Consider the following 26,026-nt stretch of genomic DNA (forward strand, 5'->3'; position numbering starts at 1 on the left):
AACTGACGCCAGCCGTGACGCCAACGGCCGCGTACGCCGACGCCAGCAGCGGACGTCAGTGGACCGCCGAGCCAGGCGAAACGGCCCCCGGCAGCCGTCCCACCCCGCCTGAAAAGCGGAAGGTCGCCGGTTCGACCCCGGCCCCAGCCACCGCAGCCCCTACCAGGGCAAAGCCCCCTCCCGGTCCGTCCGGAGGGGGCTTCTTCGTTGTGGCGTGCATGGTCTGCGCGGTCAGGGGCGGATCAGGACGGTGCCGACCTTGCCGGGGCGTACCGCGTGCTCCACGGCGCTGGCCAGCTCGTCGAGGCCGTATGTGGCGGCCACGTCGAACTGTTCCGTGAGTGCCAGGGCGATCTGCTTGGCCGTGGCGATGTCGGACGACCGCCGCTCAGGGGATGACTCAGCCGACCACTCGCTGATGACGTTCTTCCCGCACAGCGTCAGGGACTTGCTGACCAGCGTCGATGCATGCACCGAGATGGGCTCCTCGGCGATCATTCCGTAGCTGACCAGCTTCCCGCCCGGCGCCAGCAGTTCCACGAGGCTCCTCGACATCTCTCCCCCGATCGGGTCCAGGGCCACGCTCACCGGCCGGCCACCGGCGGCCTTGCGGACGTCATCTGCCCAGCCCGGCTGTTCTGTCGCCACGACCTGCACGTCCGGGAACCGCTTGCGCAGCTCGGCCGCACCGCGCTCACTGCGGACGACGTTGATGAGCCCGAAGTTGTGGAACCGCGACACACCCGTCATCAGCCGCCCGACCGACGAACCCGCGGCGGTCTGCACCAGAACACCGTCGTAGCCGAAGGCCAGGTGCTCCTGCGCCGCACGGCGTAGCATCACCGCGGTGAGCGGGTTCGTCAGCATTTGTGCGGCGACCGCGTCCGGCAACGTCTCCGGAACGGCGACTACCGCCTCGGCATCCGCCACCAGCCACTGGGACCATGCCCCTTGCTGGGGGAATACCGTCACGCGGCCCCCCACCTCGACACCCGGCGCCAGCCGCGCGCCCGGGCCGATCGTCTCCACCACCCCGGTGGCCTCGATGCCCGGCGTCACGGGATCCGCGGCCTCCGTCGGGTATGCCTCGATGGCCTGGAGATCACCAGGGTGTACCGGGAAGGCCGTGGTGCGGATGAGGACCTGGCCACGCCCGGGTGCCGCCGGCTCGGGCTCCTCGATGACGGTCAGGACGTCGGCGGGCGACCCGCCACGGGTGTGGACGACACGCCGGTTCATGGCTCTCCTCCTGCACGGTGGTACGTGCGGGGCGTACAGAGGGCATCGATCGACGTCCCGCAGGAGCAGGTGCTTTTTGAGGGGCCGACCGTCCAGGCGCATGGCCGCCCGACCTTGCGCCGCCCTCCTCTTCTCACGCTCGCATGGTGGGCGACCAGCGGCACAGCCGAGTAGGCCGATCGGTTCTCTGTTCGACCCCGACCCCGACCCCGGCCCCGGCCCCGACCCCGGCCCCGGCCCCGGCCCCGGTCCCGGTCCCGGCCACCACCGCCCTCACCAGGGCATAGCCCCCTCCCGGTTCGTCCGGAGGGGGCTTCTTCGTCGGGGTGGCCGGTGCGTCGCCGTGGCCCCGCTGGGTCCTGTGTCGATCAGACGTAGGCGCAGATGACGAAGACGCTGATGCCCACGTTGTCGGTGGTGGTCTGGCGGCCCAGGCCGATCCAGCCGGTGCCGTCGTCGGTGGGGAAGCTGCCGACGAGGATGGCCTCGTTGCCCCGGGCCTCGGCGCCGCCGCCGATGGCCTTCTTGCCCTCGGGGCAGTACACCGTGCGCCGCTGGAAGTTCGGGACGTTCTGATTGGGCAGGGTGACCAGCTCGTATCCGGGCACCCCCTCGCCGGGCCGGGGGGCCTCAGGGGAAACTGACGCCTCGGGGCGGGCCTCAGGGGGAACTGACGCCTCGGGGCGGTGGGAACCGGTCGTCTGGTCGCCGCCGTCCTGTGCTGCCCACGCGGCGCCTGGCGTCAGAGCCATGGTCAGTGCGGCGGCAGCGATGACGAGCCTTCCACGCATGTGTGTCTACCTTCCGTACGCGGGTCCCTGGGCGGGACCGACACCGTGAAGAGCGTGACCAGGCCGAGCGGAACGCAAGACCGATAAGTACGAAGATCGCACGAACGAGGGAAGCGTGAGGAGCGTACGGGTGCAGCGCGCCTGAAGGGCGGCGGGTCGCCGGTTCCCGCCCGCGTCCCGGTGAGCGGAACGTCGCCATTCCCGCCACGAGAACCAGCGGCGAACAATCCCCGAACACAACCGAGCCGCAGGTCTTGATCCCATCCGAAGCGGCCATTGGAGAGCCGACATGGCAGACGTGAAGGGCACCCCGAGCGAAGTACGCAAGGCAGCGATCGCAAGTTTGTTCGGTAGCGCATTGGAGTGGTACGACTTCTTCCTCTACGGCACGGCCGCCGCGCTCGTCTTCAACACCCTCTTCTTCCCGACCTTCAATCCGCTGGTGGGGACGATCGCCGCCTTCGGCACCAACGCGGTGGGGTTCCTCGCCCGGCCGTTGGGCGGCGTCATCTTCGGGCACTTCGGGGACCGGATCGGCCGAAAGTCGATGCTGGTGACCACCCTGGTGATCATGGGCGTCGCGACCTGTCTGATCGGCCTGCTGCCCACCTACGCCACCGTCGGGGTCTGGGCGCCGGTGCTGCTGGTGACGCTGCGGATCGTGCAGGGCATCGCGGTCGGCGGCGAATGGGGCGGCGGGGTGCTGATCGTCAGCGAACACGCGCCGAGCCACCGCCGCGGCTTCTACTCGGCCTGGAGCCAGACCGGCGTGGGGCTCGGGTTCGTCCTCTCCGCCGCCGCCTACGCGCTGGCCCAGGAGGTGACCACCAAGGAGTCCTTCCTCGCCTGGGGATGGCGCATTCCGTTCGTGGTCGGCATCCTGCTCACCGCCGTCGGACTGCTGATCCGGCTCCGGATCATGGAGACACCCGCATTCCAGGAGAAGGAGAAGGAGTCGGAGCCGAAGAAGTCCGCCCCGCCGCTTCTCGACGTCATCCGCACCCACCCCAAGTCCATCCTGATCGCCTTCGGCGCGCGGGTGGCCGAAACCGGTGCGAGCTATCTCTTCCTCACCTTCAGCCTCTCCTACGCGTCCGAGATCGGGGTGGGCAAGGGCGTGGTGCTGGCCGCGCTCGTGATGGGGATGCTGTTCGAGTCGTTCGCGATGCCGATGTTCGGGGCGCTCTCCGACCGCGTCGGACGCCGACCGGTGTATATCGGGGGCGCGATCGCGGTGATCGTCTGGGCGTATCCGTTCTTCGCGTTGTTCGACTCGCGCAATCCGGTGCTGATCTTCGTGGCGATCTTCGTGGCGGTCGTGATCGGCCACGGGGCGATGATCGGCACCCAGCCGGCGTTCTTCACCGAACTCTTCGCCAGCCGGGTGGCCTACAGCGGGCTCGCCCTGGGGCATGAGCTGGCGTCGATGATCGTCGGCGGGTTCTCCCCCATCGTCGCCACCGCGCTGCTCGCCTGGTCGGGCGCGTCCTGGCCGATCGCGCTGTTCCTCATCGTCATGGGCCTGGTCACCGTCTTCGCCGTGGCGGCCGCTCCCGAGACCAACCCGAATGTCATCGGGGACGGCAAGGCCCCGCGGGAGGCCGGGGCGGAGGAGAAGCCCAAACCGTCCGATTCATCGCCGGTTCCTTCATAACCGGCCTCCATAATCGGCCTTCATAACCGGTCGCGCCCTGCCCCGCCCGCCGCCATCGCGGACGGGGCGGGGCGACTGCTGGGCGACGGCTGGGCGATACCGTCGTACTTCGGAAGCGCCCGAAGTACGACGGTATCTGCCGTTCCGGCCGTAGGCTGGCCTGATGACGCGGTTGATCGTGGCGGGGGGAGGTGGCGGGGACGCCGTTGCCGCCGCGGTGATCGACCAGGCTCTGTACGGGCACGGGACGGCCGACGACCGGGCGGTGGTCCTGACGTACGCCTGGGACCGGCTGCTCGTCGACCCCGTGCCCGGGCCCCGGACAGCGGCCGACTTCACCGGACTGCGGGCGCTCACGCCGAGCGTGTACGCCGTGCCCAAGGACGCGAGGCCGGTGGCGCCGGCCGGGTCCACCCTGCCCCGGCTGGCCGCCGAACTGCCGCATACCTTCGCGCTGCTCGACCCCCACCACGGGGTGGAGGGCATGGTCCGGCAGCTCGAAGAGCTGATCGAGCACCTGGCCCCTGCCTCCATCGACCTGCTGGACGTGGGCGGCGACATCCTCGCGCGAGGCGATGAGCCGACGCTGCGCAGCCCGCTCGGGGACGCGCTGTCGCTCGCCGCGTGTGCGCAGGTGAGCGCGGAGATCCGGCTGTTGGTCGCCGGACCGGGGCTGGACGGGGAGATCCCGGTCGAGGTGCTGCGCGAACGGCTGGGGCCGCTGATCCATACACTGACCGCCGAGGACGTCGCACCCATCGGCCCCGTCATGGAGTGGCATCCGTCGGAGGCCACCGGCATGCTCACGGCCACGGCGCGCGGTGTGCGCGGGCTGTGCGAGGTACGGGACGCGGGGCTCACCATTCCGCTGACGGACGACGGGCCAGTGGTCCATCAGGCGGATCTCGACGCCGCGTTCCGCCGCAACCGGCTCGCCGGGGCCATCGCCGACACGACCGGCCTCGCCGAGGCCGAGCGGCACTGCCGGGACATCTGCGGATACTCGGAGATCGACTACGAGCGGGAGAAGGCCGCGCGGTCCGGGGCGGCGCCCGAGGGCCCCTTCCGGCCCAGGGCCGTACTGGCCGGGGTCGCCCGCTTCGCGGAGGAGGCCCGCGCCCGCGGGGTGAGCCACACCACCTTCCGCCACCTCACCGAGGCCCTCGGCCTGAGCGGTGTCCAACGCGCTGATCTGCGGGCCCTGCTGATCGGGACTCAGCCGGAGCGGTACGACGCCCCGCTGTGGCGGCTGTGATCGCCCGGATGGGCTATAGTTGATCTCGCAACGCCGCCCCAACGGGGCGGGAGTTGATGCGTCGGTCGTCTAAGGAAAGACACTCGTCTCCAAACGAGGGATGTAGGTGCAAGGCCTGCTCGGCGCTCCTTGGAAAGTCCCTCCCCCGGTCTTCGGGGGAGGGACTTTTTCGTATGCCCGCACCGCGCCGGACGCACCGCGCCGGACGCACCCCGCCGGACGCGCCAGCGCCGGACCGCGCCCCATCGCACCGCCTCATCGCACCGCCCCCTCAGCACCGCGTCGGCGTCGCCTTCGGCGGCCGCCCGCCCGGGTGGCGGTGCCGCCAGGTCCAGAAGACCACGGCGGACACCACACACCAGCCCCCCAGCACCAGGAAGGGGAAAGCGTGCTGGTGGTGGGGGAAGTAGATCGCGGTGTGCTGGGCGTTGACCGAGGCACCCGGCGGGAGCCAGCGGCCTACGGTGCCCAGAAGGGAGGGGAGCAGGGGCCAGGAGACGGCGCCGCCGGAGGACGGGTTGCCGAGGATGACCATCAAGCCCCAGGTGGGGAGGAGCGCCCAGCGCCCGAAGAGGACGTTGAACATGGAGAACACCAGCCCCGAGGTGAGCATCGTCAACGCCAGGATCGCCCACGACTCCGCGAAGGGGAGCCGGAGCGAGTTCAGCCCCCAGTCGACGATCGCCGCGATCGAGAAGGCCCCGAGGAGGGCGTACGCGAGGTTGAAGGTGATCCGCTCGGCCGGGTTGAGCTCGGCGGCATTGACACTGAGCTGGATGGCGCCGAGGAAGCCGATGATCGTCGCGGCCAGGGAGATGTAGAAGACCGCGAGTCCACGCGGATCGCCGGGCTGTAGCGGTTTCAGATCCCTCACCGTGACGGGCACCCCGGAGGCCCGGCCCACCTTGCCGGCGGCCTGGCTGAGCACCTGGGCCACGGTCGCCCCCGCCGCGCCCGCGACATCCAGCTCGACGCCATGGCCGCGCGCCCGCAGGATCGCGAAGACCCGCTGCTCCTCCAGGGACCAGCGGGCCTTCGCATAGCTGGGGTAGGGGTGCAGCTTGAGGGACGCGTTCAGGGCCTTCTCCATCCCGGCGAGGAACCGGTTCCGCACGGCGGAGTCGTCATCGGTGATCACGACGGCGGTGGGAATGTTCCGGGGGGTGGGATTGGCGAAGGCGAAGGTGTACGAGCCCGCGAAGAGCCCCGCGCCCGCGGAGATGAGCAGCACGATGACGGTCGCGGGGAAGAAGGCGGTGCGCTTGAAGCGGGCCCAGGGGGAGAGCCGGTCCGCCCCGCCCCCGCCCGCGTCCGCGCCGGTCGCGCTCCTGCCCGCGTCCGCGCCGGTCGCGCTCCTGCCCCCGCTTGCGTCGCCCCCGCCCTCACTCGCGTCGCCCTTGCCTTCACTCGCGTCGCCCTTGCCTTCACTCGCGTCGCCCCCGCCCCCGCCCGCGCCCTCACTCGCGTCGCCCCCGCCCGCGCCTGCGCCGCTTTCGTCGTCCGCCATGCGGCCACGCTAGAACGGACAATCCCGGCATACCGCACGACGTGGCCTGGACAACACCCGGCGGAAATGGTTCGCCAGTCGTTTTGCCGAGGTGAGATCCTGGGGTCCGTATGTCCACCACGCCTGCCCCCGCCCTGCCCGCCCTGCTGGAGCGGCTGCCCGAGCTGATGCTGCGCGACCAGCAGCGGCTGGGACGCCGGCTCGACGGTGCGCGCCGGATCCGTAAACCCGAGGCCCGAGCGGCCGTGCTCGGTGAGATCACCGAGGAGATCACGCGTGCCGAGCTGCGGGTCGCGGATCGCCGCGCCGCCGTGCCGGCCATCACCTATCCGCAAGAGCTGCCGGTCAGCCAGAAGAAGGACGCGATCCTGGAGGCCGTCCGCGATCACCAGGTGGTGATCGTCGCAGGTGAGACCGGCTCCGGGAAGACCACCCAGATTCCGAAGATCTGTCTGGAGCTGGGGCGCGGCGTCAAGGGACTTATCGGCCATACGCAGCCGCGCCGTATCGCCGCCCGCACGGTGGCCGAGCGCATCGCCGAGGAGTTGCGGTCGCCGCTGGGCGAGTCCGTGGGCTGGAAGGTCCGCTTCACCGATCAGGTGGGGCAGGACACCCACGTCAAGCTGATGACCGACGGCATTCTGCTCGCCGAGATCCAGACCGACCGCGAGCTGCGCCAGTACGACACGATCATCATCGACGAGGCCCATGAGCGCAGCCTCAACATCGACTTCCTGCTGGGCTATCTGGCCCAGTTGCTGCCCCGCCGCCCCGACCTCAAGGTCGTGATCACCTCCGCCACCATCGACCCGGAGCGCTTTTCCCGCCATTTCGGCGACGCGCCGATCGTCGAGGTCAGCGGGCGTACGTATCCGGTCGAGGTGCGCTACCGCCCACTGCTCGAGGAGGGCGGCGAGGACAGCGACCGCGATCAGATCACCGCGATCTGCGACGCGGTCGACGAGCTCCAGGCCGAGGGGCCCGGCGACATCCTGGTCTTCCTCTCCGGTGAGCGGGAGATCCGCGACACCGCCGACGCGCTGAACAAGAAGAAGCTCCCGGTCACCGAGGTCCTTCCGCTGTACGCCCGGCTGTCGCACGCCGAGCAGCACCGGGTCTTCCAGAGACACACCGGCCGCCGGATCGTGCTGGCGACCAACGTCGCCGAGACCTCGCTGACCGTCCCCGGTATCCGCTATGTGATCGACCCGGGCGCCGCCCGGATCTCCCGCTACAGCCATCGCACCAAGGTCCAGCGGCTGCCCATCGAGCCGATCTCCCAGGCCAGCGCCAATCAGCGCAAGGGCCGCTGCGGCCGGACCAGCGACGGCATCTGTATCCGGCTGTATTCCGAGGACGACTTCCTCACCCGCCCGGAGTTCACCGACGCCGAGATCCTCCGGACCAATCTGGCCTCCGTCATCCTCCAGATGACCGCCGCCGGCCTCGGCGATATCGAGAAGTTCCCCTTCATCGACCCGCCGGACCGCCGCAACGTCAAGGACGGCGTCCAGCTCCTGGAGGAGCTGCACGCCCTGGACAGCAAGCAGAAGGACCCGCGCAAGCGGCTCACCCAGGTCGGCCGGAAGCTGGCCCAGCTTCCGGTGGACCCGCGGCTGGCCCGGATGGTGCTGGAGGCGGACCGCAACGGCTGTGTCCGTGAGGTCATGGTGATCGCGGCGGCGCTGTCCATCCAGGACCCGCGCGAGCGCCCCTCGGACAAGCAGCAGCAGGCGGATCAGCAGCACGCCCGGTTCAAGGACGAGTCCAGCGACTTCCTGGCGTTCCTCAATCTGTGGAAGTACATCCGGGAGCGGCAGAAGGAGCTGTCCTCCTCCGCGTTCCGCCGGATGTGCCGCAATGAGTTCCTCAACTATCTGCGCATACGCGAATGGCAGGACATCTACAGCCAGTTGCGCACGGTCGCCAAGACCATGGACATCCATATGTCCGAGCAGGACGCGGCGCCCGATCATGTGCACACCTCATTGCTGGCGGGGCTGCTGTCGCATGTGGGCTTGAAGGACACCGATAAGAACGAGTATCTGGGTGCGCGCAGCGCCAAGTTCGCGGTGTTCCCCGGCTCGGCGCTGTTCAAGAAGCCGCCGCGCTGGGTGATGTCGGCGGAGCTGGTGGAGACGTCCCGGCTGTGGGCCCGGGTCAACGCGAAGATCGAGCCGGAGTGGATCGAGCCGCTCGCCCAGCACCTGGTCAAACGCACCTACAGCGAACCGCACTGGGAGCAGAAGCAGGCCGCGGTGATGGCGTATGAGCGGGTCACGCTCTACGGGGTGCCGATCGTCGCCCAGCGGAAGGTCAACTACGGCCGGATCGACCCGGAGACCAGCCGCGATCTGTTCATCCGCAACGCCCTGGTGGAGGGCGACTGGCGCACCCACCACCAGTTCTTCCACGACAACCGCAAGCTGCTCGGCGAGGTCGAGGAGCTGGAGCACCGGGCCCGGCGCCGCGACATCCTCGTGGACGACGAGACGCTCTTCGACTTCTACGACCAGCGGATCCCCGAGCATGTGGTCTCCGGGGCGCACTTCGACTCCTGGTGGAAGCACAGGCGCCGCGAGGAGCCGGAGCTTCTCAACTTCGAGAAGTCGATGCTCATCAACGAGCGGGCGCAGGACATCACCAAGGACGCCTATCCGGACTCCTGGCGCCAGGGGAAGCTCAAGTTCAAGGTGACCTATCAATTCGAGCCGGGGGCGGACGCGGACGGGGTCACCGTCCACATCCCGCTTCAGGTGCTCAACCAGGTCACCGCGGACGGTTTCGACTGGCAGATTCCGGGGCTGCGGGAGGATCTGGTCACCGAGCTGATCCGCTCGCTGCCCAAACCGGTGCGCCGTCACTACGTCCCGGCACCGAACTACGCCAAGCGCTTCCTGGAAAGCGCTGTCCCCCTCCAGGAGCCGCTGACGGCGGCGCTCGGGCGTGAGCTCCAGCGGATGGTGGGCGTACGGATCGACCCGGCGGACTGGGACCTGGCGAAGGTCCCCGACCACCTCAAGGTCACCTTCCGGGTGGTGGACGAGCGGCGCCGCAAGCTGGCCGAGGACAAGGACGTGGAGGTGCTGCGGCAGCGGCTGCGGCCCAAGACCCGGGCCGCGATCTCCAAGGCGTTCGAGTCCTCCAAGGAGGGCGTGGGGATCGAGCAGCGCGGCGGGCTGACCCGGTGGACGGTCGGGACGCTGCCGCGCACCTTCGAGACGCGCCGCGGCGGCCAGCCGGTCAAGGCGTATCCGGCGCTCGTCGACGAGGGCGCCTCGGTGGCCGTACGGCTCTTCGACACCGAGGCCGAGCAGCGGGAGGCGATGTGGCGGGGGACGCGCCGGCTGATCCTGCTCCAGTTGCCGTCCAGCCCCGTCAAGTTCGTCCAGGGCAAGCTCTCCAACCAGGCCAAGCTGGCGCTCTCCAGCAGCCCGCACGGCGGGGTGCAGGCGCTCTTCGAGGACTGCGTGGCCGCGGCGGCCGACCGGCTGATCGCGTCCCGTGGCGGCCCGGCCTGGGACGAGGAGTCGTTCCGCAAGCTCTTCGACGCGGTGCGCAGCGACATCACGGACGCCACGTTGGACACCGTGCACAAGGTCCAGGAGGTCCTGGCGGCCTGGCAGTCGTGCGAGCGGCGGCTCAAGGACACCAGGAGCCCGGTGCTGCTGCCGTCCCTCACGGACATCAGGGAGCAGCTCTCGGAGCTCATCGCACCGGGTTTCGTGACCGCGCACGGCGTACGGCGGCTTCCGGACCTCATGCGCTATCTGGTGGCCGTGGACCGGCGGCTTCAGCAGCTTCCGGGCAACGCCGACCGGGACCGCGCCCGGATGGCGAAGGTGCGGGAGATGCGGGACGAGTACGCCTGGCTGCTGGAGCAGTTCCCGCCGGGGCGCCCGGTGCCCCAGGAGGCGCTGGAGATCCGCTGGATGATCGAGGAGCTGCGGGTCAGCTACTTCGCACACGCCCTCGGTACGGCCTATCCGGTGTCCGACAAGCGCATCGTGAAGGCCATCGACGCGGCGGCGCCGTAAGGGTGTCCCAGGGGGCTCCGGCGGCCCGCCGGAGCCCCGCCGGGCGCGAGTTCGACCGCACCCCCTGACCTGCTGTAGAGTCTGCAACGCAGCGCAACACCAGCGCGGCGCGGGGCGACGAAGTCGCAGGCGTCACTGTTGGTCCTGTGGAGCAGTTTGGAGTGCTCGCCACCCTGTCAAGGTGGAGGCCGCGGGTTCAAATCCCGTCAGGACCGCTTAACCGGAAGGCCCGGATCCGTAATGGATCCGGGCCTTTGTCGTCTTGACGGCACACCACACCCGGAGGTACCCAAGCTAGAAGGCGCGGGGGCGCGCAGGAGGTGCGGCGTATGACGACGTCCGCGAGGCATGAGACCAGGGCGCTGCTGCGCGCCCATCTGGCGGCTGCGGCGGGCAACCGCCACTTCACCCGGCACTGCCCGATCTGCCATCGTCTGCTGCGGCTGGCGATGGAGCCCTCGGCGGCCGAGGAGGCGGGTGACGGGGCTGCCAACGGGCCCGGAGGCAAGGCCGGAGACAAGGCCGGCGACGGGGCCGGACAGGAGGCGACGGCCGCCGCTCCACCGTCAACTCGGTAAGGCCTTACCGCAGTTGCCCTTTAGCGCAACCAGTGGGCACTGGGCAACGGTTGGGTAGTGTGACGGGAGTCACCGAATGAGTTTCCGGAGTGAGGGAACTTACACCCCGCTCACGATGGGTCAATTTAATATGTGCAATTGCACCGTCTGTCCGTGCCCGCCCGAACGCTCGCCCGAGCACCCCCCGAGGACTCCCCGGGAGCCCCCCGGAGACACCGCGGGACACCCCGGGCAAGCCGAACGATTGCCCCTCCAGGGCCACTTGCGACCCCTCTGGAGACACCCCCCCGGAAGGCCGTTCCCGGGCATAAAAAGATCGCGCCGGACCCGGCGGAGTCCAGCGCGATCTACGACGCACCCATGTCGAGCGGTGGCGGGCCTGTTGGGGCAGGCACCCGTCGTGTGGAGCCATACAGGCGAAAACCGGGCTGGGGGGCCCGGAAATGCCCGGTTATGCGGTTGTTCAGGCTTCGCTGCGCTGCTGCGGGATGCCCGCAAGAAGTGCACGGACCTCCGCTTCGCGGTAGCGCCGATGCCCTCCGAGCGTGCGGATGGACGTGAGTTTGCCCGCCTTCGCCCAGCGAGTGACCGTCTTCGGGTCCACGCGGAACATCGTGGCAACCTCAGCCGGGGTCAGCAGCGGCTCGGCATCAGGGGTGCGAGCGGTCATGAGCGGCCTCCTCGGGAGAACCGAACCATCACGGTTCTTTCCTCTAAATTCTGCACCTTGACCCGCGTTGCCCGAAATGGCGGACGCGGGCCGAGTCGGTTATAGGACGAACGGCTTGTCCTCGGCACTACAACTACACCATCTGTCCAGCCCCGTCGGCCAAACCGATGGAATTGCCCTCTCAGGTGTCCAACCTCAACGGAAGCCGATGGACCATGCCATAGCGGACAGTCACACGGCCGTGACGATCAGTCACAACAGGATCAGGGGTAACCAGATCCATCAAGGAGTGCAATACCGATGAATCCGCCCATAGTTGGGCGGAAGGAGTCCCTCCCGGACTCCTTGTCCTATTTTGACACGAGGATGGGCGATTACCGCAAGGCCCGAAGTCAGTGCTTTAGGTCACGATTGAGGCAATGGCCCGGATCGGGACCTACGTCCCCGTCTGTTCCGGACGACCGTCAACCGGCCGCCCGGCGCCGTTTCCGGCCGGGCTCAGCTCGCGTTCTGCCGCCCGCGGATCACGCTCCAGCGGTCGGTCAGCCGCTCGTACGCGCTGCCCGCCCGCTCCCCGTCCCCGTCGCGCAGCGCCGCGAGGCCCTCCGCCACATCCGCGGCCGAGTGGTCCTCCTCGAGCTGCCCGGCCGGCAGCGTGTGCACCAGACCGCCGTAGTCCAGCTCGACCAAGGACCGGGGGTGGAACTCCTCGAGCCACCGGCCGACGTCCACCAGCCCGTCGATCAGCGGCCCCTCGCCGAGGGACTCCTTGAGCACCTTAAGGCCACGCGCCACCCGGCGCCTCGCCTGGACCATCGGGGTGCGGTAACGGAGGATGAGACCCTCGTCACCCTTGGTGAATTCACGCTCCTCGTCCCCGAAGAGCACGAACCAGCGCACCGGCACATGCCAGGTCGCCGAGCGGATCCACGGCCGGGCGTCCGGGTTGCGCTCCAGCCACCGCTCGAAGTCCGCCACCGCCTGCCGGCGCACCACCGGGGGCAGGGCGGCGTCCAGGAGGGGCCCGGGAAGGCGCTCCGGCAGCTCCTCCAGGGCCAGCCAGCCCCTCAGCCGCGTACGCCACGGACAGACGCATGTGACGCCGTCCACGACCGCCACGAAGGCGTCCGCGCTCTCGTGCACCGGAACCGCCACCGGGGGCACCGGCAGCAGGTCCGCGAGCGAGCGGCGCAGCTCGTCCTGCGCACCGGGCAGGTCGTCGCGCTTGGCGTACCGCGCCCAGTGCGATCGCTCCGGCTCCGGAAACGCTGCCAGTGGCTCATAGACCCGGAGATACGCCGCGTACGGGACAATCACCGAAGACGCCAAGGTCACACGCGCTCCCTCAAGGCTGAGACCACCGCCAGGGGCTCCCTCACCCCCACCTGACGGCATCGTCCCATGCCCGCTATCCGGACTCGTCGGGGACATGGCCGATCCCCTGCGGCCCCAGGGCTTACCCTCTTGCCCACGGCCCTCCCCACCAGCCAGGAGGGCGTCTACCCCGACCTATGGGAGTCACCACCGTGACCGACGTACGTCACACCGTCAGCGCCGACGGTCCGACGGAGAGTCGCGTGCCGAACCCTCTCTCACCGCTTGCGACGCTGTTCCGGTCCGATCTCGGCGGGCATGAGCAGGTCCTGCTCTGCCAGGACCGCGAGAGCGGCCTCAAGGCCGTCATCGCCCTCCACTCCACCGCCCTGGGCCCGGCCCTCGGCGGCACCCGCTTCCACGCCTACGCCTCCGAGGAGAACCCCGAAGAAGCGGCGCTCCTCGACGCCCTCAACCTCGCCCGCGGCATGTCCTACAAGAACGCGCTCGCCGGGCTCGACCACGGTGGCGGCAAGGCCGTGATCCTCGGCGACCCCGAGGAGATCAAGACCGAGAAGCTGCTGCTCGCCTACGGCCGTTTCGTGGCCTCCCTGGGCGGCCGCTACGTCACCGCCTGCGATGTGGGCACCTATGTGGCCGACATGGACGTCGTCGCCCGCGAGTGCCCCTGGACCACCGGCCGCTCCCCCGAGAACGGCGGCGCGGGCGACTCCTCGGTGCTGACCGCCTTCGGTGTCTTCCAGGGGATGCGGGCGAGCGCCCAGGCGTCCTGGGGCGCGCCCACGCTGCGCGGCCGCCGGGTCGGCATCGCGGGGGTCGGCAAGGTGGGCCACCACCTGGTCGACCATCTGCTGGAGGACGGCGCCGAGGTCGTGGTCACGGATGTGCGCGAGGAGTCGGTGGACCGCGTGCTGGCCCGCCACCCCCGCGTACGGGCGGTCCGGGACACCGACGCGCTGATCCGCGACGACCTGGACGTCTACGCCCCGTGTGCGCTCGGTGGCGCCCTGGACGACGCCACGGTGCCCGTCCTGACCGCGCAGGTGGTGTGCGGCGCGGCCAACAACCAGCTCGCCCACCCGGGGGTCGAGAAGGACCTGGCCGGCCGCGGGATCCTCTACGCGCCGGACTATGTGGTGAACGCCGGTGGCGTCATCCAGGTGGCGGATGAGCTGCACGGGTTCGATTTCGATCGGGCCAAGGCGAAGGCGGCAAAGATCTTCGACACGACTTTGGCCATATTCGATCGGGCACAGACCGACGGAATCCCGCCCGCCGCGGCCGCCGACCGGCTGGCCGAGCACCGGATGGCGGAGGGCCACGACGCCTGAGCCATGGCCCACAGGCGCCTGAGGGCGTCTGGGCGCGGCCGTGGGCAGGCCGTGCGGGATCTTGCCGGAGGCCGCCGGACGGGCGATGTGGGAGCCCCCTGGGAGCCATCGGCGAGAGATCCCTCACGGCCTGTCGGCGGGTCGGCCCGCAAGACAGGTTAAAATCGCAGTTGACCAGCGAGGAACGGGCTCCTCGCGGGTTCTGCCTCGTGGCACGTCGTGTGGGCGACGTACCGTATGGCCACAGAAGCAGGTACCGTTGAAGCCCTACGGGCCGGTCTCTCTTTTGAGAGTCCGCTCTGATTTATGAACGTGAACGCGTGTCAAGACTCTGGGGCCGTCGAGCCCCGTCGTTGAGGGGGTCGAGCCATGGGGCGCGGCCGGGCCAAGGCCAAGCAGACGAAGGTCGCCCGCCAGCTGAAGTACAACAGCGGTGGGACGGATCTCTCACGCCTGGCCGAGGAGCTGGGTGCATCGCCAACGAACGAGCCGCCGAATGGCGAGCCGTTCGAGGACGATGAGCTGGACGACGACCCGTACGCACAGTACGCGGATCTGTACAACGACGATGAGGACGAGGACGACGACCAGTCCGATCCGTCCCCGCAGCGTCGCCGCGCCTGAACCACCCGTTCCAGGCGCTCGGCTTCTCGCCGCACACCTCCACCGGTCCGGGGCACCCGCCTCGGACCGGCTTCTGTGCTGTCCGCGCACACCGCGCGGTCCGCTCAGCCCGCATGGCCATCAGCTCGCGTGGTCACCGGTCAGCGTCACCGCTTCCGCGTCCCCGGCCGTGCGCTCGGTGATCTCACCGCTGACCCATGCCTCGACACCGCGGTCGGCGAGCGTGGTGAGCGCCACATCGGCGGAGTCGGCCGGGACCACCGCCATCATGCCGACGCCCATGTTGAGGGTCTTCTCCAGCTCGAGACGCTCGACCGAGCCGGCCCGACCGACCAGCTCGAAGATCGCGCCGGGGGTCCAGGTCGAGCGGTCCACGACCGCGCGCAGCCCCTCGGGGATGACCCGCGCCAGGTTGTTGGCGAGCCCGCCGCCGGTGATGTGCGAGAAGGCGTGCACCTCGGTGGTGCGGGTGAGGGCCAGGCAGTCCAGCGAGTAGATCCGGGTGGGCTCCAGCAGCTCCTCCCCCAGCGTCCGGCCGAGCTCCGGCACCTCGCGGTCCAGCGCCCAGCCGGCCCGGTCGAAGAGCACATGGCGGACGAGTGAGTACCCGTTCGAGTGAAGTCCGGACGAAGCCATGGCGATCACCGCATCACCCGTTCGGATGCGATCGGCGCCCAGCACCCGATCGGCCTCGACCACGCCCGTACCGGCCCCGGCGACATCGAAGTCATCGGCGCCCAGCAGCCCCGGGTGCTCGGCGGTCTCGCCGCCCACCAGGGCGCAGCCGGCGAGGGTGCAGCCCTCGGCGATGCCCTTGACGATGGCGGCGACGCGCTCGGGGTAGACCTTGCCGACGCAGATGTAGTCGGTCATGAAGAGCGGCTCGGCGCCGCAGACCACCAGGTCGTCCACGACCATGCCGACCAGGTCGCGGCCGATGGTGTCGTACACGCCCATCCGCCGGGCGATGTCCACCTTGGTGCCGACCCCGTCGGTGGCGGAGGCGAGCAGCGGACGCTGGTAGCGGGCCAGCGCGGAGGCGTCGAAGAGCCCGGCGAAACCGCCGAGGCCGCCCACGACCTCGGGCCGGCTCGCCTTCTTGACCCACTCCTTCATCAGCTCGACGGCGCGGTCACCCGCCTCGATGTCGACGCCCGCGGCGGCGTAGGTGGACCCGGACTCAGACATGACGTTGAGATCTTTCGTATCGGGGATGACAGGCGTGCGCTCAGGGACGGCGCAGGGCGTCGGCGCCGCCGACACCGGCGGTCAGCGTCGTCACACCGTCGGCGTCGGCGCTGTTCGGGGCCTGTGTCTCGGACTCCAGGAGGTGCTTGCCCAGCAGCCCCGGATCCGGCAGCTCCATCGGGTACTCACCGTCGAAGCAGGCGCGGCACAGATTCGGCTTGGCGATCGTGGTCGCCTCGATCATGCCGTCGGTGGAGATGTACGCCAGCGAGTCGGCGCCCAGCGACTTGCCGATCTCCTCGACCGAGAGGCCGTTGGCGATCAGCTCGGCGCGGGTGGCGAAATCTATGCCGAAGAAGCACGGCCACTTGATCGGCGGCGACGAGATCCGGATGTGGACCTCGGCGGCACCGGCCTCGCGGAGCATCCGCACCAGGGCGCGCTGGGTGTTGCCGCGGACGATCGAGTCGTCGACGACCACCAGGCGCTTGCCCCGGATGACCTCCTTGAGGGGGTTGAGCTTGAGCCGGATGCCGAGCTGGCGGATGGTCTGCGAGGGCTGGATGAAGGTCCGGCCCACATAGCTGTTCTTGACCAGTCCGGAGCCGTAGGGAATCCCGCTGGCCTCGGCGTAGCCGACGGCGGCGGGGGTGCCGGACTCGGGAGTCGCTATGACCAGGTCGGCGTCGGCGGGGGCCTCCTTGGCCAGTCGGCGGCCCATCTCGACCCGGGAGAGGTACACATTCCGGCCCGCGATATCGGTGTCGGGGCGGGCGAGGTACACGTACTCGAAGACGCAGCCCTTGGGGCGGGCCTCGGCGAAGGTGGTCGAGCGCAGCCCGTTCTCGTCGATGGCGACCATCTCGCCGGGCTCGATCTCACGGATGAAGGACGCGCCCACGATGTCCAGGGCGGCGGTCTCGGACGCCACCACCCAGCCGCGCTCGAGGCGGCCGAGGACCAGCGGACGGATGCCCTGGGGGTCGCGCGCCGCGTACAGCGTGTGCTCGTCCATGAAGACGAGGCTGAAAGCGCCCTTGACCTTGGGCAGCACGATGGGCGCCGCCTGCTCGACGGTCAGCGGCTTGCCGTCGTCGTCCACCTGGCCCGCGAGCAGCGCGGTGACCAGGTCGGTGTCATTGGTCGCCGCGACCTGGGTGGCCCGGCCGCCGTCCCGGGGCAGGGCCGCGACCAGCTCCGCCAGCTCGGCGGTGTTGACCAGGTTCCCGTTGTGGCCGAGCGCGATCGAGCCATGGGCGGTGGCCCGGAAGGTCGGCTGCGCGTTCTCCCACACCGAGGCTCCGGTGGTGGAGTAGCGGGCGTGACCGACCGCGATATGGCCCCGGAGAGAGCCGAGAGAGGTCTCGTCGAAGACCTGGGAGACCAGGCCCATGTCCTTGAAGACGAGGATCTGGGAGCCGTTGCTCACCGCGATGCCCGCGGACTCCTGTCCGCGGTGCTGCAGTGCGTACAGCCCGAAATAGGTGAGTTTGGCGACCTCTTCACCCGGTGCCCAGACTCCGAAGACGCCGCAAGCGTCCTGGGGGCCCTTCTCACCGGGGAGCAGGTCGTGGCTGAGTCGTCCGTCACCACGTGGCACGTCATCGAGTCTAGGCCAGTTCGGCGGTGCCTCCGAACGAGGGACCCGTCAGGAGGGCGCAAGTCACATTCCCCGCACCGCTCCGGGCCCCCGGAACCCGTGCCCTGCCTGCGATGGGCCGGGGCGAAAACTCGTGGCCGAGGCAAGGATCACATCTCGCCCCCCGAAAACGATCACAGCGTGTGCGCTCAGCCGAGAACGGGGAGGTGGGCGGAGAGGTCGGCGCGGTCGCCGCTCGCGGTCAGCGGCCCGGAATCCAGGGCATCGGCCCAGGTCAGGCGGCCCGTGGCGAGGCGGATCCAGGTCAGCGGATCGGTCTCGACGACGTTCGGCGGGGTGCCGCGGGTGTGCCGGGGGCCCTCGACGCACTGGACCACGGCGAACGGCGGGATCCGCAGCTCGACCGAGCCGCCGGGCGCCTTCGCCGCGAGGGCGTCGGCGAGCACCCGGACCGCGGTGGCCAGCGCCTGGCGGTCGTGCCGTACCGGCACTCCGGTGGCGGCCGTCAGATCGTCGGCGTGGACCACCAGCTCCACACACCGGGTGACCAGGTAGTCCTCCAGCCGCATCGCGCCGACGCGAGTGGCCAGCAGCCGGTCACCGGGCGCGAGCGAGGCCGTCTCCGCGAACCGCGCCTCGGCACGCTCCAGCAGCTCGCCCAGCTCCTCGCCCGCCGCCAAGGCGCGGGTCTCCTCGGCGATCGGCCCCGCGTGCGCGGCGAGCGCCGCCGCCCAGCCGGCGACGGTGACCTCGCGTGCGGGCGGCGCGGGCCGCTCCAGGAGCCGGACGACGGAGGTCACGGCCATCGCCAGATGCGCGACCAGCTCCCGGACCGTCCAGCCGCCGAGCCGGGTGGGGGCGTCCAGACCCGTCTCGTCCAGCTCCCCGGCCGCCTTCCGCACCAGCCGAAGCTGCGCGATCACGGCGGTACGGGTCTTGGCGGGGTCGTACGTACGGGCGCGAGTACGGGGCGGCATGGCGCCGAGCCTATCGACAGCCCGGCGGGGCAGGCGGAGGATGGATGGAAGGGGATAGAGCGGTATCAATCAGGATGAAAGGTGTGAATGACCATGAGTGAACATCCGGATGCCGCCGTGGTGCGCCGCGCATGCACCGCGTTCCAGGAAGGCGACCTGGACACCCTCTCCACGCTGCTGACGGCGGACGTCATGCAGCATGTGCCCGGTGACAACATGCTCTCCGGACACCACAAGGGCCGGGACGCCTGCATGGATCTGTACCGCACCGAGTTCGAGGAGACCGGTGGCACGCTGCGGGTCGATCTGGAGTCGGTGCTGCCCGACGGACGCGGGCATGTGATCTCCGGCCACCACGTCCGCGCCGAGCGCGGCAACCGCACGCTGGACATGAAGACCGGGCTGTTCTTCACCATCGTCGGCGGGAAGATCAGCGACATCGACCAGTGTGTCGAGGACATCGACGCCGCCAACGCCTTCTGGGGCAAGTGAGCCCCGCAAGGCCCGAAGCGACCGTACGGCCCGCTCCCTGACGGCAGGGAGCGGGCCGTACGTCGCAAGGACGCGGGTCCTCAGGCCGGCAAGGGCGCGGGTCCTCAGGCCAGCAGGCCCGGGATCGTCGCCTCGTACGGCTCCCTCAGCTCGGCCAGCGGGATGGAGAACTGCCCCTGGACGTCGATCGCGTCACCGTCGATCACACCGATACGGGCCGCCGGAAGCCCCCGTGCCCCGCACATGTCCTTGAAACGGACCTCCTCGCTGCGCGGTACGGCGACGATCGCCCGGCCCGCGGACTCGGAGAACAGCAGGACGAACGGGTCAAGACCGTCGGGGACGACGATCCGGGCGCCCTTGCCGCCGCGCAGACACGATTCGGTGAGCGCCTGGATCAGACCGCCGTCGGACAGATCGTGGGCCGCGTCCACCATGCCGTCGCGCGAGGCCGAGATCAGGATCTCGGCGAGCAGCCGCTCCCGCTCCAGGTCCACCTTGGGCGGCAGTCCGCCCAGATGGTCGTGGATCACCTGGGACCAGGCCGAGCCGCCCAGCTCCGCCGCGGTGTCGCCCAGCAGATAGAGCAACTGGCCTTCCTCCGCGAAGGCGATCGGGGTGCGGCGGGCCACATCGTCGATCACGCCGAGGACGGCGACCACCGGCGTCGGGTGGATGGCCACCTCACCGGTCTGGTTGTACAGCGACACATTGCCGCCGGTGACCGGGGTGCCCAGGGTCAGACAGCCGTCGGCGAGGCCGCGGGTGGCCTCCGCGAACTGCCACATGACCGCGGGGTCCTCCGGCGAGCCGAAGTTGAGGCAGTTGGAGATGGCCAGCGGAGTGGCACCGGACGCGGCCACATTGCGGTACGACTCGGCGAGCGCGAGCTGCGCCCCCGCGTACGGGTCCAGCTTGGCGTAGCGCCCGTTGCCGTCCGTGGCGACGGCAACGCCGAGGCCGGTCTCCTCGTCCACGCGGACCATGCCGGAGTCCTCGGGCTGGGCGAGGACCGTATTGCCCTGGACGAAGCGGTCGTACTGATCGGTGATCCAGGACTTGGACGCCTGGTTCGGCGAGGCGACCACCTTGAGGACCTGCTCGCGCAGTTGCTCGGCGGTGGCCGGGCGCGGCAGCCTGCCCGCGTCGTCGGCCTGGAGCGTGTCCTGCCACTCGGGGCGGGCGTAGGGGCGCTCGTAGACCGGGCCCTCGTGGGCGACGGTGCGCGGCGGGACGTCGACGATCTGCTCGCCGTGCCAGTAGATCTCCAGCCGCTCGCCGTCGGTGACCTCACCGATGACGGTGGCGATGACGTCCCACTTCTCGCAGATCTCCAGGAAGCGGTCGACCTTCTCGGGCTTCACGATCGCGCACATGCGCTCCTGCGACTCGCTCATCAGGATCTCCTCGGGGGAGAGCGAGGAGTCGCGCAGCGGCACGGTGTCCAGCTCGACCCGCATACCGCCGGAGCCGGCGCTGGCGAGCTCGCTGGTGGCGCAGGACAGGCCCGCGCCGCCGAGGTCCTGAATGCCCTCGACCAGGTCCTCCTTGAAGACCTCCAGGGTGCACTCGATGAGCAGCTTCTCCTGGAAGGGGTCGCCGACCTGGACGGCGGGGCGCTTGGTGGGCTTAGTGTCGTCGAAGGTCTCGGAGGCGAGGACGGAGACGCCGCCGATGCCGTCGCCGCCGGTACGGGCGCCGTAGAGGATCACCTTGTTGCCGGCGCCGGACGCCTTGGCGAGGTGGATGTCTTCATGCTTCATCACGCCCACGCAGAGCGCGTTGACCAGCGGGTTTCCCTGGTAGCAGGGGTCGAAGACGACCTCGCCGCCGATATTGGGCAGGCCCAGGCAGTTGCCGTAGCCGCCGATGCCCGCGACCACACCGGGCAGCACCCGCTTGGTGTCGGGGTGGTCGGCGGCGCCGAAGCGCAGCGGGTCCATCACGGCCACCGGGCGGGCGCCCATGGCGAGGATGTCGCGGACGATGCCGCCGACGCCGGTGGCCGCGCCCTGGTAGGGCTCGATGTACGAGGGGTGGTTGTGCGACTCGACCTTGAAGGTGACCGCGTAGCCCTGGCCGACGTCGACCACACCCGCGTTCTCACCGATGCCGACGAGCAGGGCGTCGCTCTCGGGGGCCTTCTCACCGAACTGCCGCAGATGGACCTTGCTCGACTTGTACGAGCAGTGCTCGGACCACATGACGGAGTACATCGCGAGCTCGGCGCCGGTGGGGCGGCGGCCCAGGATGGCGCGGATGCGCTGGTACTCGTCCTGCTTGAGACCGAGCTCGGCCCAGGGCTGCCCGTCGTCCGGGGTCTGCGCCGCGTGCTTGGTGGTGTCCAGGGTCATGCGCTGACCAGCCTCTTGAGGATCGAGGTGAAGAATCCGAGACCGTCGGTGCGACCGGTGCCGATCAGCGGTTCGACGGCGTGCTCGGGGTGGGGCATGAGGCCGACGACATTGCCCGCCGCATTGGAGATACCGGCGATGTCGCGGAGCGAGCCGTTGGGGTTGAGCTCCTCATAGCGGAAGACGACGCGTCCCTCGGCCTCGAGTTCATCGAGGACACGCTCATCGGCGACATAGCGTCCATCGATGTTCTTCAGCGGGATGTTGATCTCCTGACCCTGCTCGTATGAGCGCGTCCAGGCGGTCTCCGCGTTTTCCACTCGCAACTTCTGATCGCGGCAGATGAAGTGCAGATGGTTGTTCCGCAGCATCGCACCGGGGAGGAGATGGGTCTCGGTGAGAACCTGGAAGCCATTGCAGATGCCAAGCACCGGCATACCGGCCTTCGCCTGATCGATCACCGACTCCATTACCGGAGAGAACCGGGAGATCGCTCCGGCGCGCAGATAGTCGCCATAGGAGAAGCCGCCCGGCAGGATCACCGCGTCGACCTGCTTGAGGTCCTTGTCGCGGTGCCACAGCGGTACGGCTTCGAGGCCGGCGGTGCGCACCGCGCGCTGGGTGTCGCGGTCGTCGAGCGTGCCGGGGAACGTGATGACTCCGATGCGTGCGGTCACGACTCGGCCTTCACGGCGGTGGTGTCGGCACCCTCGCCGACCTCGACCTTTACGGAAAAGTCCTCGATCACGGTGTTCGCCAGGAAGGTCTCGGCGATCTCATGGATACGGGCGAGGGCGGCATCGTCGACCGGGCCCTCCACCTCGAGTTCAAAGCGCTTGCCCTGACGGACATCGGCGATCCCCTCGAAACCGAGGCGGGGCAGTGCTCGCTGCACCGCCTGGCCCTGGGGGTCGAGGATCTCCGGCTTGAGCATGACGTCGACTACGACGCGTGCCACTGGCACTCCCGGTGGTGTGGTGCTGGTGCGTAAGGCGGTGGCCCAAGCCTACCCCGGCGAAAATTCTACGCGAGTAGATATGCAAGGGTTCGGTCACGTTTAAGCATCGTCGGTGACAACTGACGGGGAAAGGTCGGGGGAAAACGTATGGTCCCGATCACGGCGTGACACGCGGATGGAATTACCGGGGTTCACAATGCAATGCCAGTCGCTGTACAAATGAAAAAGCATTGTTGGACACAACTGGACAGCTCACATCTTTGCACGTCAACGCATCGATGCAGCCCGAAAGGACCGATATCCGTGGCGCAGCGCGTAGTAGTCACGCTCTCCGACGACCTCGAGGGCGGCCAAGCGGAAGAGACGGTCACGTTCGGACTCGACGGCAAGTTGTACGAGATCGACCTCAACTCTGCCAATGCGTCGAAACTGCGCGACGCGCTGGCGCCGTACGTGGAGGCCGGCCGCAAGCGGGCCCGCTCGGGCAAGACGTACCGCCGTACCGATGTCGCCCCGGACCCGGCCGCGGTGCGCGCCTGGGCCAGGTCGCACGGCATGGAGGTGCCGCCGCGCGGCCGGATCCCCAAGAAGGTCTACGAAGCCTTCAACGAGTCGGCCTGAGTGACCCGTTCAGCCGAGTTGCACACCACCCCGGGTGATCCGCTAAAGTCTGGAGCACGCCGAGGGGCGAGGCCGAAAGGCCGAAACCCCGAGGAAGACACCATGCGGGTGTAGCTCAGTAGTAGAGCGCCCCCTTTCCAAGGGGGAGGCGCAGTGTGCGATCCCTGTCACCCGCTCTCATCGTCTATCGTCCTCTTGTGAAGAGGATCAGGTAGAGTGATGCACGCGCCGATCGGTGAAAGCTGGTCGGAGGCATGCGGACGTGGCTCAGTTGGTAGAGCATCACCTTGCCAAGGTGAGGGTCGCGAGTTCGAATCTCGTCGTCCGCTCCAGATCTGAGGCGCCGGTCGAATCGACCGGCGCCTCAGGCGTTTTCCGGCCCGGAATCCCTGGCCGGGGCCGGAGCCGGGCGGGAGCGAACGGCGGTGCCGCTGGGGGAAAGTGACGGCGTACCGGGTCGGGTACGGCGTGCCGGGTTGATGTGGTCCCGCGGCCCCCGTGCGAGGGCCGTGCTGGACGAGGTTCCGCTGGGAGGGGCGTGTGAACGACACCGCGGCGATCCGGGTGCCGCTGGCCGACGACGAGCATCTGATCCGGGGCGCCCTGGCCGCCCTGCTCGCGCTCGAGGACGATCTGCTGGTGGTCGCGGAGGCGGCGTCCGGGCCCGAGGCGCTGGCGATGGCGCGGGCGCACCGGCCCGATGTGGCGGTGCTGGACCTCCAGATGCCGGAGGTGGACGGGGTCTCGGTGGCCTCGGCGCTCCGGTCGGAGCTGCCCGGCTGCCGGACGATGATCGTGACCAGCCACGGCCGGCCGGGGCACCTCAAGCGGGCCCTGGAGGCGGGGGTGCGCGCGTTCCTGCCCAAGACCACCTCCGCACAGCGGCTCGCGGAGATCATCCGTACGGTGCACGGCGGGTCCCGCTATGTCGACCCCGGTCTGGCCGCCGACGCGATCAGCGCCGGGGACTCCCCGCTGACCGCGCGGGAGGCGGAGCTGCTGGAGCTGGCGGCGGACGGCGCCTCCATCGCGGAGATCGCCCAGCACGCCGCGCTCTCCCAGGGGACGGTCCGGAACTATCTGTCGGCCGCGGCGGCGAAACTGGGGGCGGAGAACCGGCATGCGGCGGCGCGGATCGCCCAGGAGCACGGCTGGCTCTGAGGCGGCTTAAGAGCGCTCCCGAGGGTTCCCCAGTGCCGAGCGGCTCCTGAGCACTCCCCAGTGCACCGAGCGGCTCCTGAGCGCTTCGCGCCGCCGCCCCGAGCGGCCTCGGCACCCGGGTGGTAGTTCACCGGTCGAGGGTTTGGTTATAGTAGAGGCGCGTCGAACCGGAAAAGTCCGGCGCAGGCGGACGTAGCTCAGTTGGTAGAGCGCAACCTTGCCAAGGTTGAGGTCGCGAGTTCGAGCCTCGTCGTCCGCTCCACGCATCAAGGGTCCCGGCCGATCGGCCGGGACCCTTGGTCGTTCTCCGGGCCTACTTCCAAGGAGTGCCGGTCAGCAGCTCGTACGCCTCCGCGTACTTCGCCCGCGTCCGCTCGACGACCTCCGCAGGGAGCGGGGGCGGCGGCTGCTCGGCGGTCCGGTCCCAGCCGGAGGCCGGGGAGGTCAGCCAGTCGCGGACGTACTGCTTGTCGAACGACGGCTGCGCGCGGCCCGGCTGCCACTGGTCGGCGGGCCAGAAGCGGGACGAGTCCGGGGTCAGCACCTCGTCGGCGAGCACCGGCTCGGCGCCCTCCGCGCCCAGGGTCGCCTCCGCGTAGCCGAACTCGAACTTGGTGTCGGCGAGGATGATCCCGCGGGCTCGGGCGATCTCCCGGGCCCGGTTGAAGATGGCGAGGGTGGCCTGGCGCAGTTGCGCGGCGGGCTCGGCGCCGATGCGGTGGGCCACCTCCTCGTACGCCACGTTCTCGTCGTGCTCGCCGACCTCGGCCTTGGTGGCCGGGGTGAAGATCGGGGAGGGCAGCTCGGAGCCGTCGGTCAGCCCCTCGGGGAGGGCGATCCCGCACACGGTGCGGGTCTCGCGGTACTCGGCCAGACCGGAGCCGGTCAGATGGCCGCGCGCCACGCATTCGACCGGGACCATCCGCAGCGACCGGCACACCAGGGTGCGGCCCTCCCAGTCGGCGGGGGCGCCGGGGGGCAGCTCGCTGGACAGGACGTGGTTAGGCACGAGGTCGGCGAGCAGATCGAACCACCAGAGGGAGAGCTGGGTGAGGATCTTGCCCTTCTCGGGGATCTCGGTCGGCAGGACCCAGTCGTAGGCGGAGATCCGGTCGCTGGCGACCATGACGAGCTCACCGCGCTCGTTCCGGTAGAGGTCGCGCACCTTGCCGGTGTGCAGGTGCTGAAGGCCCGGAACCTCGACCGGTTCGGGCTTCTCGACGAATCCGGACACGCTTCCTCCTGGTGTTTTTGTCCAAGCCCCTGTGATTCTGCCGCACGAAGCGGCCGTGACCGGCGGCGGGGCGCGGGCCGCGGGGCCCGGCGGTTCGGGTTCCGCTTCCGGCCGGTTCGAACACCTCGCGGGAGGAACTCGTGGTATCCGGTGGCCCTGTCGGCGCTGAGGCATCGTTTCGGCGTGCGGACGGCGCCGTCCCTGACCCCGGTGGCTCAGGGGGTGTCCGACCGGATCGTGGCGCCTGCGGCGGGCCACGTGGCGGAGCCGCATAGCGGCATTTTCCCCTCCCCGCCCCTTCCCTCAACTGGGGCTCCGCCCCAGACCCCCGGCCGGGCGACCCGGATGCGTGCGGGTGGCCGCCCGGTCATCCGCCGCGCCGGTGTGCCGACGGCGATCAGCCCGCCGGTACAGGTGTGC

At 69.7% G+C, this 26,026-nt stretch carries 21 protein-coding genes and 5 tRNA genes; 14 read left to right on the forward strand and 12 right to left on the reverse strand.

The features are described 5' to 3' along the window. Positions 1-231 precede the first annotated feature (231 nt). Positions 232-1,239, reverse strand: coding sequence for a zinc-binding dehydrogenase (locus KN815_RS19045; protein WP_216343155.1), 1,008 nt, complete (start codon positions 1,237-1,239; stop codon positions 232-234). A gap of 368 nt (positions 1,240-1,607) precedes the next feature. Further along, positions 1,608-2,030, reverse strand: coding sequence for a hypothetical protein (locus KN815_RS19050; RefSeq protein WP_216343156.1), 423 nt, complete (start codon positions 2,028-2,030; stop codon positions 1,608-1,610). 289 nt (positions 2,031-2,319) lie between these two features. Between KN815_RS19050 and KN815_RS19055 the strand changes: the two genes are divergently transcribed. From KN815_RS19055 to KN815_RS19065, 3 genes are all read left to right on the forward strand, one after another. Next, a complete protein-coding gene (locus KN815_RS19055) occupies positions 2,320-3,684 on the forward strand; it encodes an MFS transporter (protein WP_216343157.1) in 1,365 nt (454 codons plus the stop codon). A 163-nt stretch (positions 3,685-3,847) separates the two neighbouring features. After that, entirely contained in the window at positions 3,848-4,939 is a 1,092-nt protein-coding gene (locus tag KN815_RS19060; RefSeq protein WP_216343158.1) for a DUF1152 domain-containing protein, read from the forward strand. A 58-nt stretch (positions 4,940-4,997) separates the two neighbouring features. Further along, positions 4,998-5,066: transfer RNA gene (locus KN815_RS19065), tRNA-OTHER, on the forward strand. 144 nt (positions 5,067-5,210) lie between these two features. On the opposite strand, the gene KN815_RS19070 is transcribed toward KN815_RS19065, so the two are convergent. Further along, entirely contained in the window at positions 5,211-6,446 is a 1,236-nt protein-coding gene (locus KN815_RS19070; RefSeq protein WP_216343159.1) for an ABC-2 transporter permease, read from the reverse strand. A gap of 110 nt (positions 6,447-6,556) precedes the next feature. On the opposite strand from KN815_RS19070, the gene hrpA reads away from it, so the two are divergent. From hrpA to KN815_RS19085, 3 genes are all read left to right on the forward strand, one after another. After that, positions 6,557-10,483 carry an ATP-dependent RNA helicase HrpA gene (hrpA, locus tag KN815_RS19075; RefSeq protein WP_216343160.1) on the forward strand — a complete coding sequence of 1,309 codons (3,927 nt, stop codon included), beginning with the start codon at positions 6,557-6,559 and terminating at the stop codon, positions 10,481-10,483. Between the two features lie 140 nt (positions 10,484-10,623). Next, positions 10,624-10,698 (forward strand) — tRNA-Asp (locus KN815_RS19080). A gap of 114 nt (positions 10,699-10,812) precedes the next feature. Then, entirely contained in the window at positions 10,813-11,061 is a 249-nt protein-coding gene (locus tag KN815_RS19085; RefSeq protein WP_216343161.1) for a DUF6274 family protein, read from the forward strand. Positions 11,062-11,524: 463 nt separating this feature from the next. On the opposite strand, the gene bldC is transcribed toward KN815_RS19085, so the two are convergent. Beyond that, the gene (bldC, locus tag KN815_RS19090) at positions 11,525-11,731 is read right to left on the reverse strand and encodes a developmental transcriptional regulator BldC (RefSeq protein ID WP_003949541.1); all 207 of its coding nucleotides are present in this window, start codon (positions 11,729-11,731) and stop codon (positions 11,525-11,527) included. 498 nt (positions 11,732-12,229) lie between these two features. After that, positions 12,230-13,066, reverse strand: a complete 837-nt coding sequence (locus KN815_RS19095; protein ID WP_216343162.1) for a DUF8083 family protein — start codon at positions 13,064-13,066, stop codon at positions 12,230-12,232. A gap of 176 nt (positions 13,067-13,242) precedes the next feature. Between KN815_RS19095 and KN815_RS19100 the strand changes: the two genes are divergently transcribed. Beyond that, positions 13,243-14,397 carry a Leu/Phe/Val dehydrogenase gene (locus KN815_RS19100; RefSeq protein WP_216343163.1) on the forward strand — a complete coding sequence of 385 codons (1,155 nt, stop codon included), beginning with the start codon at positions 13,243-13,245 and terminating at the stop codon, positions 14,395-14,397. Positions 14,398-14,766: 369 nt separating this feature from the next. After that, complete coding sequence (locus KN815_RS19105) at positions 14,767-15,021, forward strand: DUF3073 domain-containing protein (RefSeq protein WP_216343164.1); 255 nt, start codon at positions 14,767-14,769, stop codon at positions 15,019-15,021. 120 nt (positions 15,022-15,141) lie between these two features. Here the strand turns inward: KN815_RS19105 and purM are convergent, their stop codons facing one another. The 3 genes from purM to KN815_RS19120 form a co-directional block, all read right to left on the reverse strand. Continuing rightward, the gene (purM, locus tag KN815_RS19110) at positions 15,142-16,209 is read right to left on the reverse strand and encodes a phosphoribosylformylglycinamidine cyclo-ligase (RefSeq protein WP_216343165.1); all 1,068 of its coding nucleotides are present in this window, start codon (positions 16,207-16,209) and stop codon (positions 15,142-15,144) included. Positions 16,210-16,249: 40 nt separating this feature from the next. Then, the gene (gene purF, locus KN815_RS19115) at positions 16,250-17,809 is read right to left on the reverse strand and encodes an amidophosphoribosyltransferase (RefSeq protein WP_216343166.1); all 1,560 of its coding nucleotides are present in this window, start codon (positions 17,807-17,809) and stop codon (positions 16,250-16,252) included. 188 nt (positions 17,810-17,997) lie between these two features. Beyond that, positions 17,998-18,786 (reverse strand): maleylpyruvate isomerase family mycothiol-dependent enzyme, encoded by a 789-nt coding sequence (locus KN815_RS19120; RefSeq protein ID WP_216343167.1) that lies wholly within the window; start codon positions 18,784-18,786, stop codon positions 17,998-18,000. 93 nt (positions 18,787-18,879) lie between these two features. Here KN815_RS19120 and KN815_RS19125 point away from each other — a divergent pair, with 93 nt between their 5' ends. Further along, on the forward strand, positions 18,880-19,278 hold the full coding sequence (locus KN815_RS19125; RefSeq protein WP_216343168.1) for a nuclear transport factor 2 family protein: 399 nt from the start codon (positions 18,880-18,882) through the stop codon (positions 19,276-19,278). 104 nt (positions 19,279-19,382) lie between these two features. Here the strand turns inward: KN815_RS19125 and purL are convergent, their stop codons facing one another. Genes purL through purS form a run of 3 tightly spaced genes read right to left on the reverse strand, consistent with a single transcriptional unit; the run spans position 19,383 to position 22,590 of the window. Further along, entirely contained in the window at positions 19,383-21,632 is a 2,250-nt protein-coding gene (gene purL, locus KN815_RS19130) for a phosphoribosylformylglycinamidine synthase subunit PurL (RefSeq protein WP_216343169.1), read from the reverse strand. Further along, entirely contained in the window at positions 21,629-22,309 is a 681-nt protein-coding gene (gene purQ, locus KN815_RS19135) for a phosphoribosylformylglycinamidine synthase subunit PurQ (RefSeq protein ID WP_093463487.1), read from the reverse strand. The genes purL and purQ overlap by 4 nt, the downstream gene beginning before the upstream one ends. After that, positions 22,306-22,590 (reverse strand): phosphoribosylformylglycinamidine synthase subunit PurS, encoded by a 285-nt coding sequence (gene purS / locus KN815_RS19140; protein WP_211124447.1) that lies wholly within the window; start codon positions 22,588-22,590, stop codon positions 22,306-22,308. The genes purQ and purS overlap by 4 nt, the downstream gene beginning before the upstream one ends. A 303-nt stretch (positions 22,591-22,893) precedes the next feature. Between purS and KN815_RS19145 the strand changes: the two genes are divergently transcribed. From KN815_RS19145 to KN815_RS19165, 5 genes are all read left to right on the forward strand, one after another. Further along, a complete protein-coding gene (locus KN815_RS19145; protein WP_059146536.1) occupies positions 22,894-23,211 on the forward strand; it encodes a histone-like nucleoid-structuring protein Lsr2 in 318 nt (105 codons plus the stop codon). 104 nt (positions 23,212-23,315) lie between these two features. Further along, positions 23,316-23,387, forward strand: a tRNA-Gly gene (locus KN815_RS19150). An 80-nt stretch (positions 23,388-23,467) separates the two neighbouring features. Beyond that, positions 23,468-23,543 (forward strand) — tRNA-Gly (locus KN815_RS19155). 208 nt (positions 23,544-23,751) lie between these two features. Continuing rightward, positions 23,752-24,372, forward strand: coding sequence for a response regulator transcription factor (locus tag KN815_RS19160; RefSeq protein ID WP_216343170.1), 621 nt, complete (start codon positions 23,752-23,754; stop codon positions 24,370-24,372). 186 nt (positions 24,373-24,558) lie between these two features. Beyond that, positions 24,559-24,634 (forward strand) — tRNA-Gly (locus KN815_RS19165). A gap of 51 nt (positions 24,635-24,685) precedes the next feature. Here KN815_RS19165 and KN815_RS19170 read toward each other — a convergent pair. Continuing rightward, positions 24,686-25,606, reverse strand: a complete 921-nt coding sequence (locus KN815_RS19170) for a phosphoribosylaminoimidazolesuccinocarboxamide synthase (RefSeq protein ID WP_216343171.1) — start codon at positions 25,604-25,606, stop codon at positions 24,686-24,688. Positions 25,607-26,026 lie beyond the last annotated feature (420 nt).

The sequence above is a fragment of the Streptomyces niphimycinicus genome (genome assembly GCF_018883605.1).
GTDB lineage: Bacteria > Actinomycetota > Actinomycetes > Streptomycetales > Streptomycetaceae > Streptomyces > Streptomyces niphimycinicus.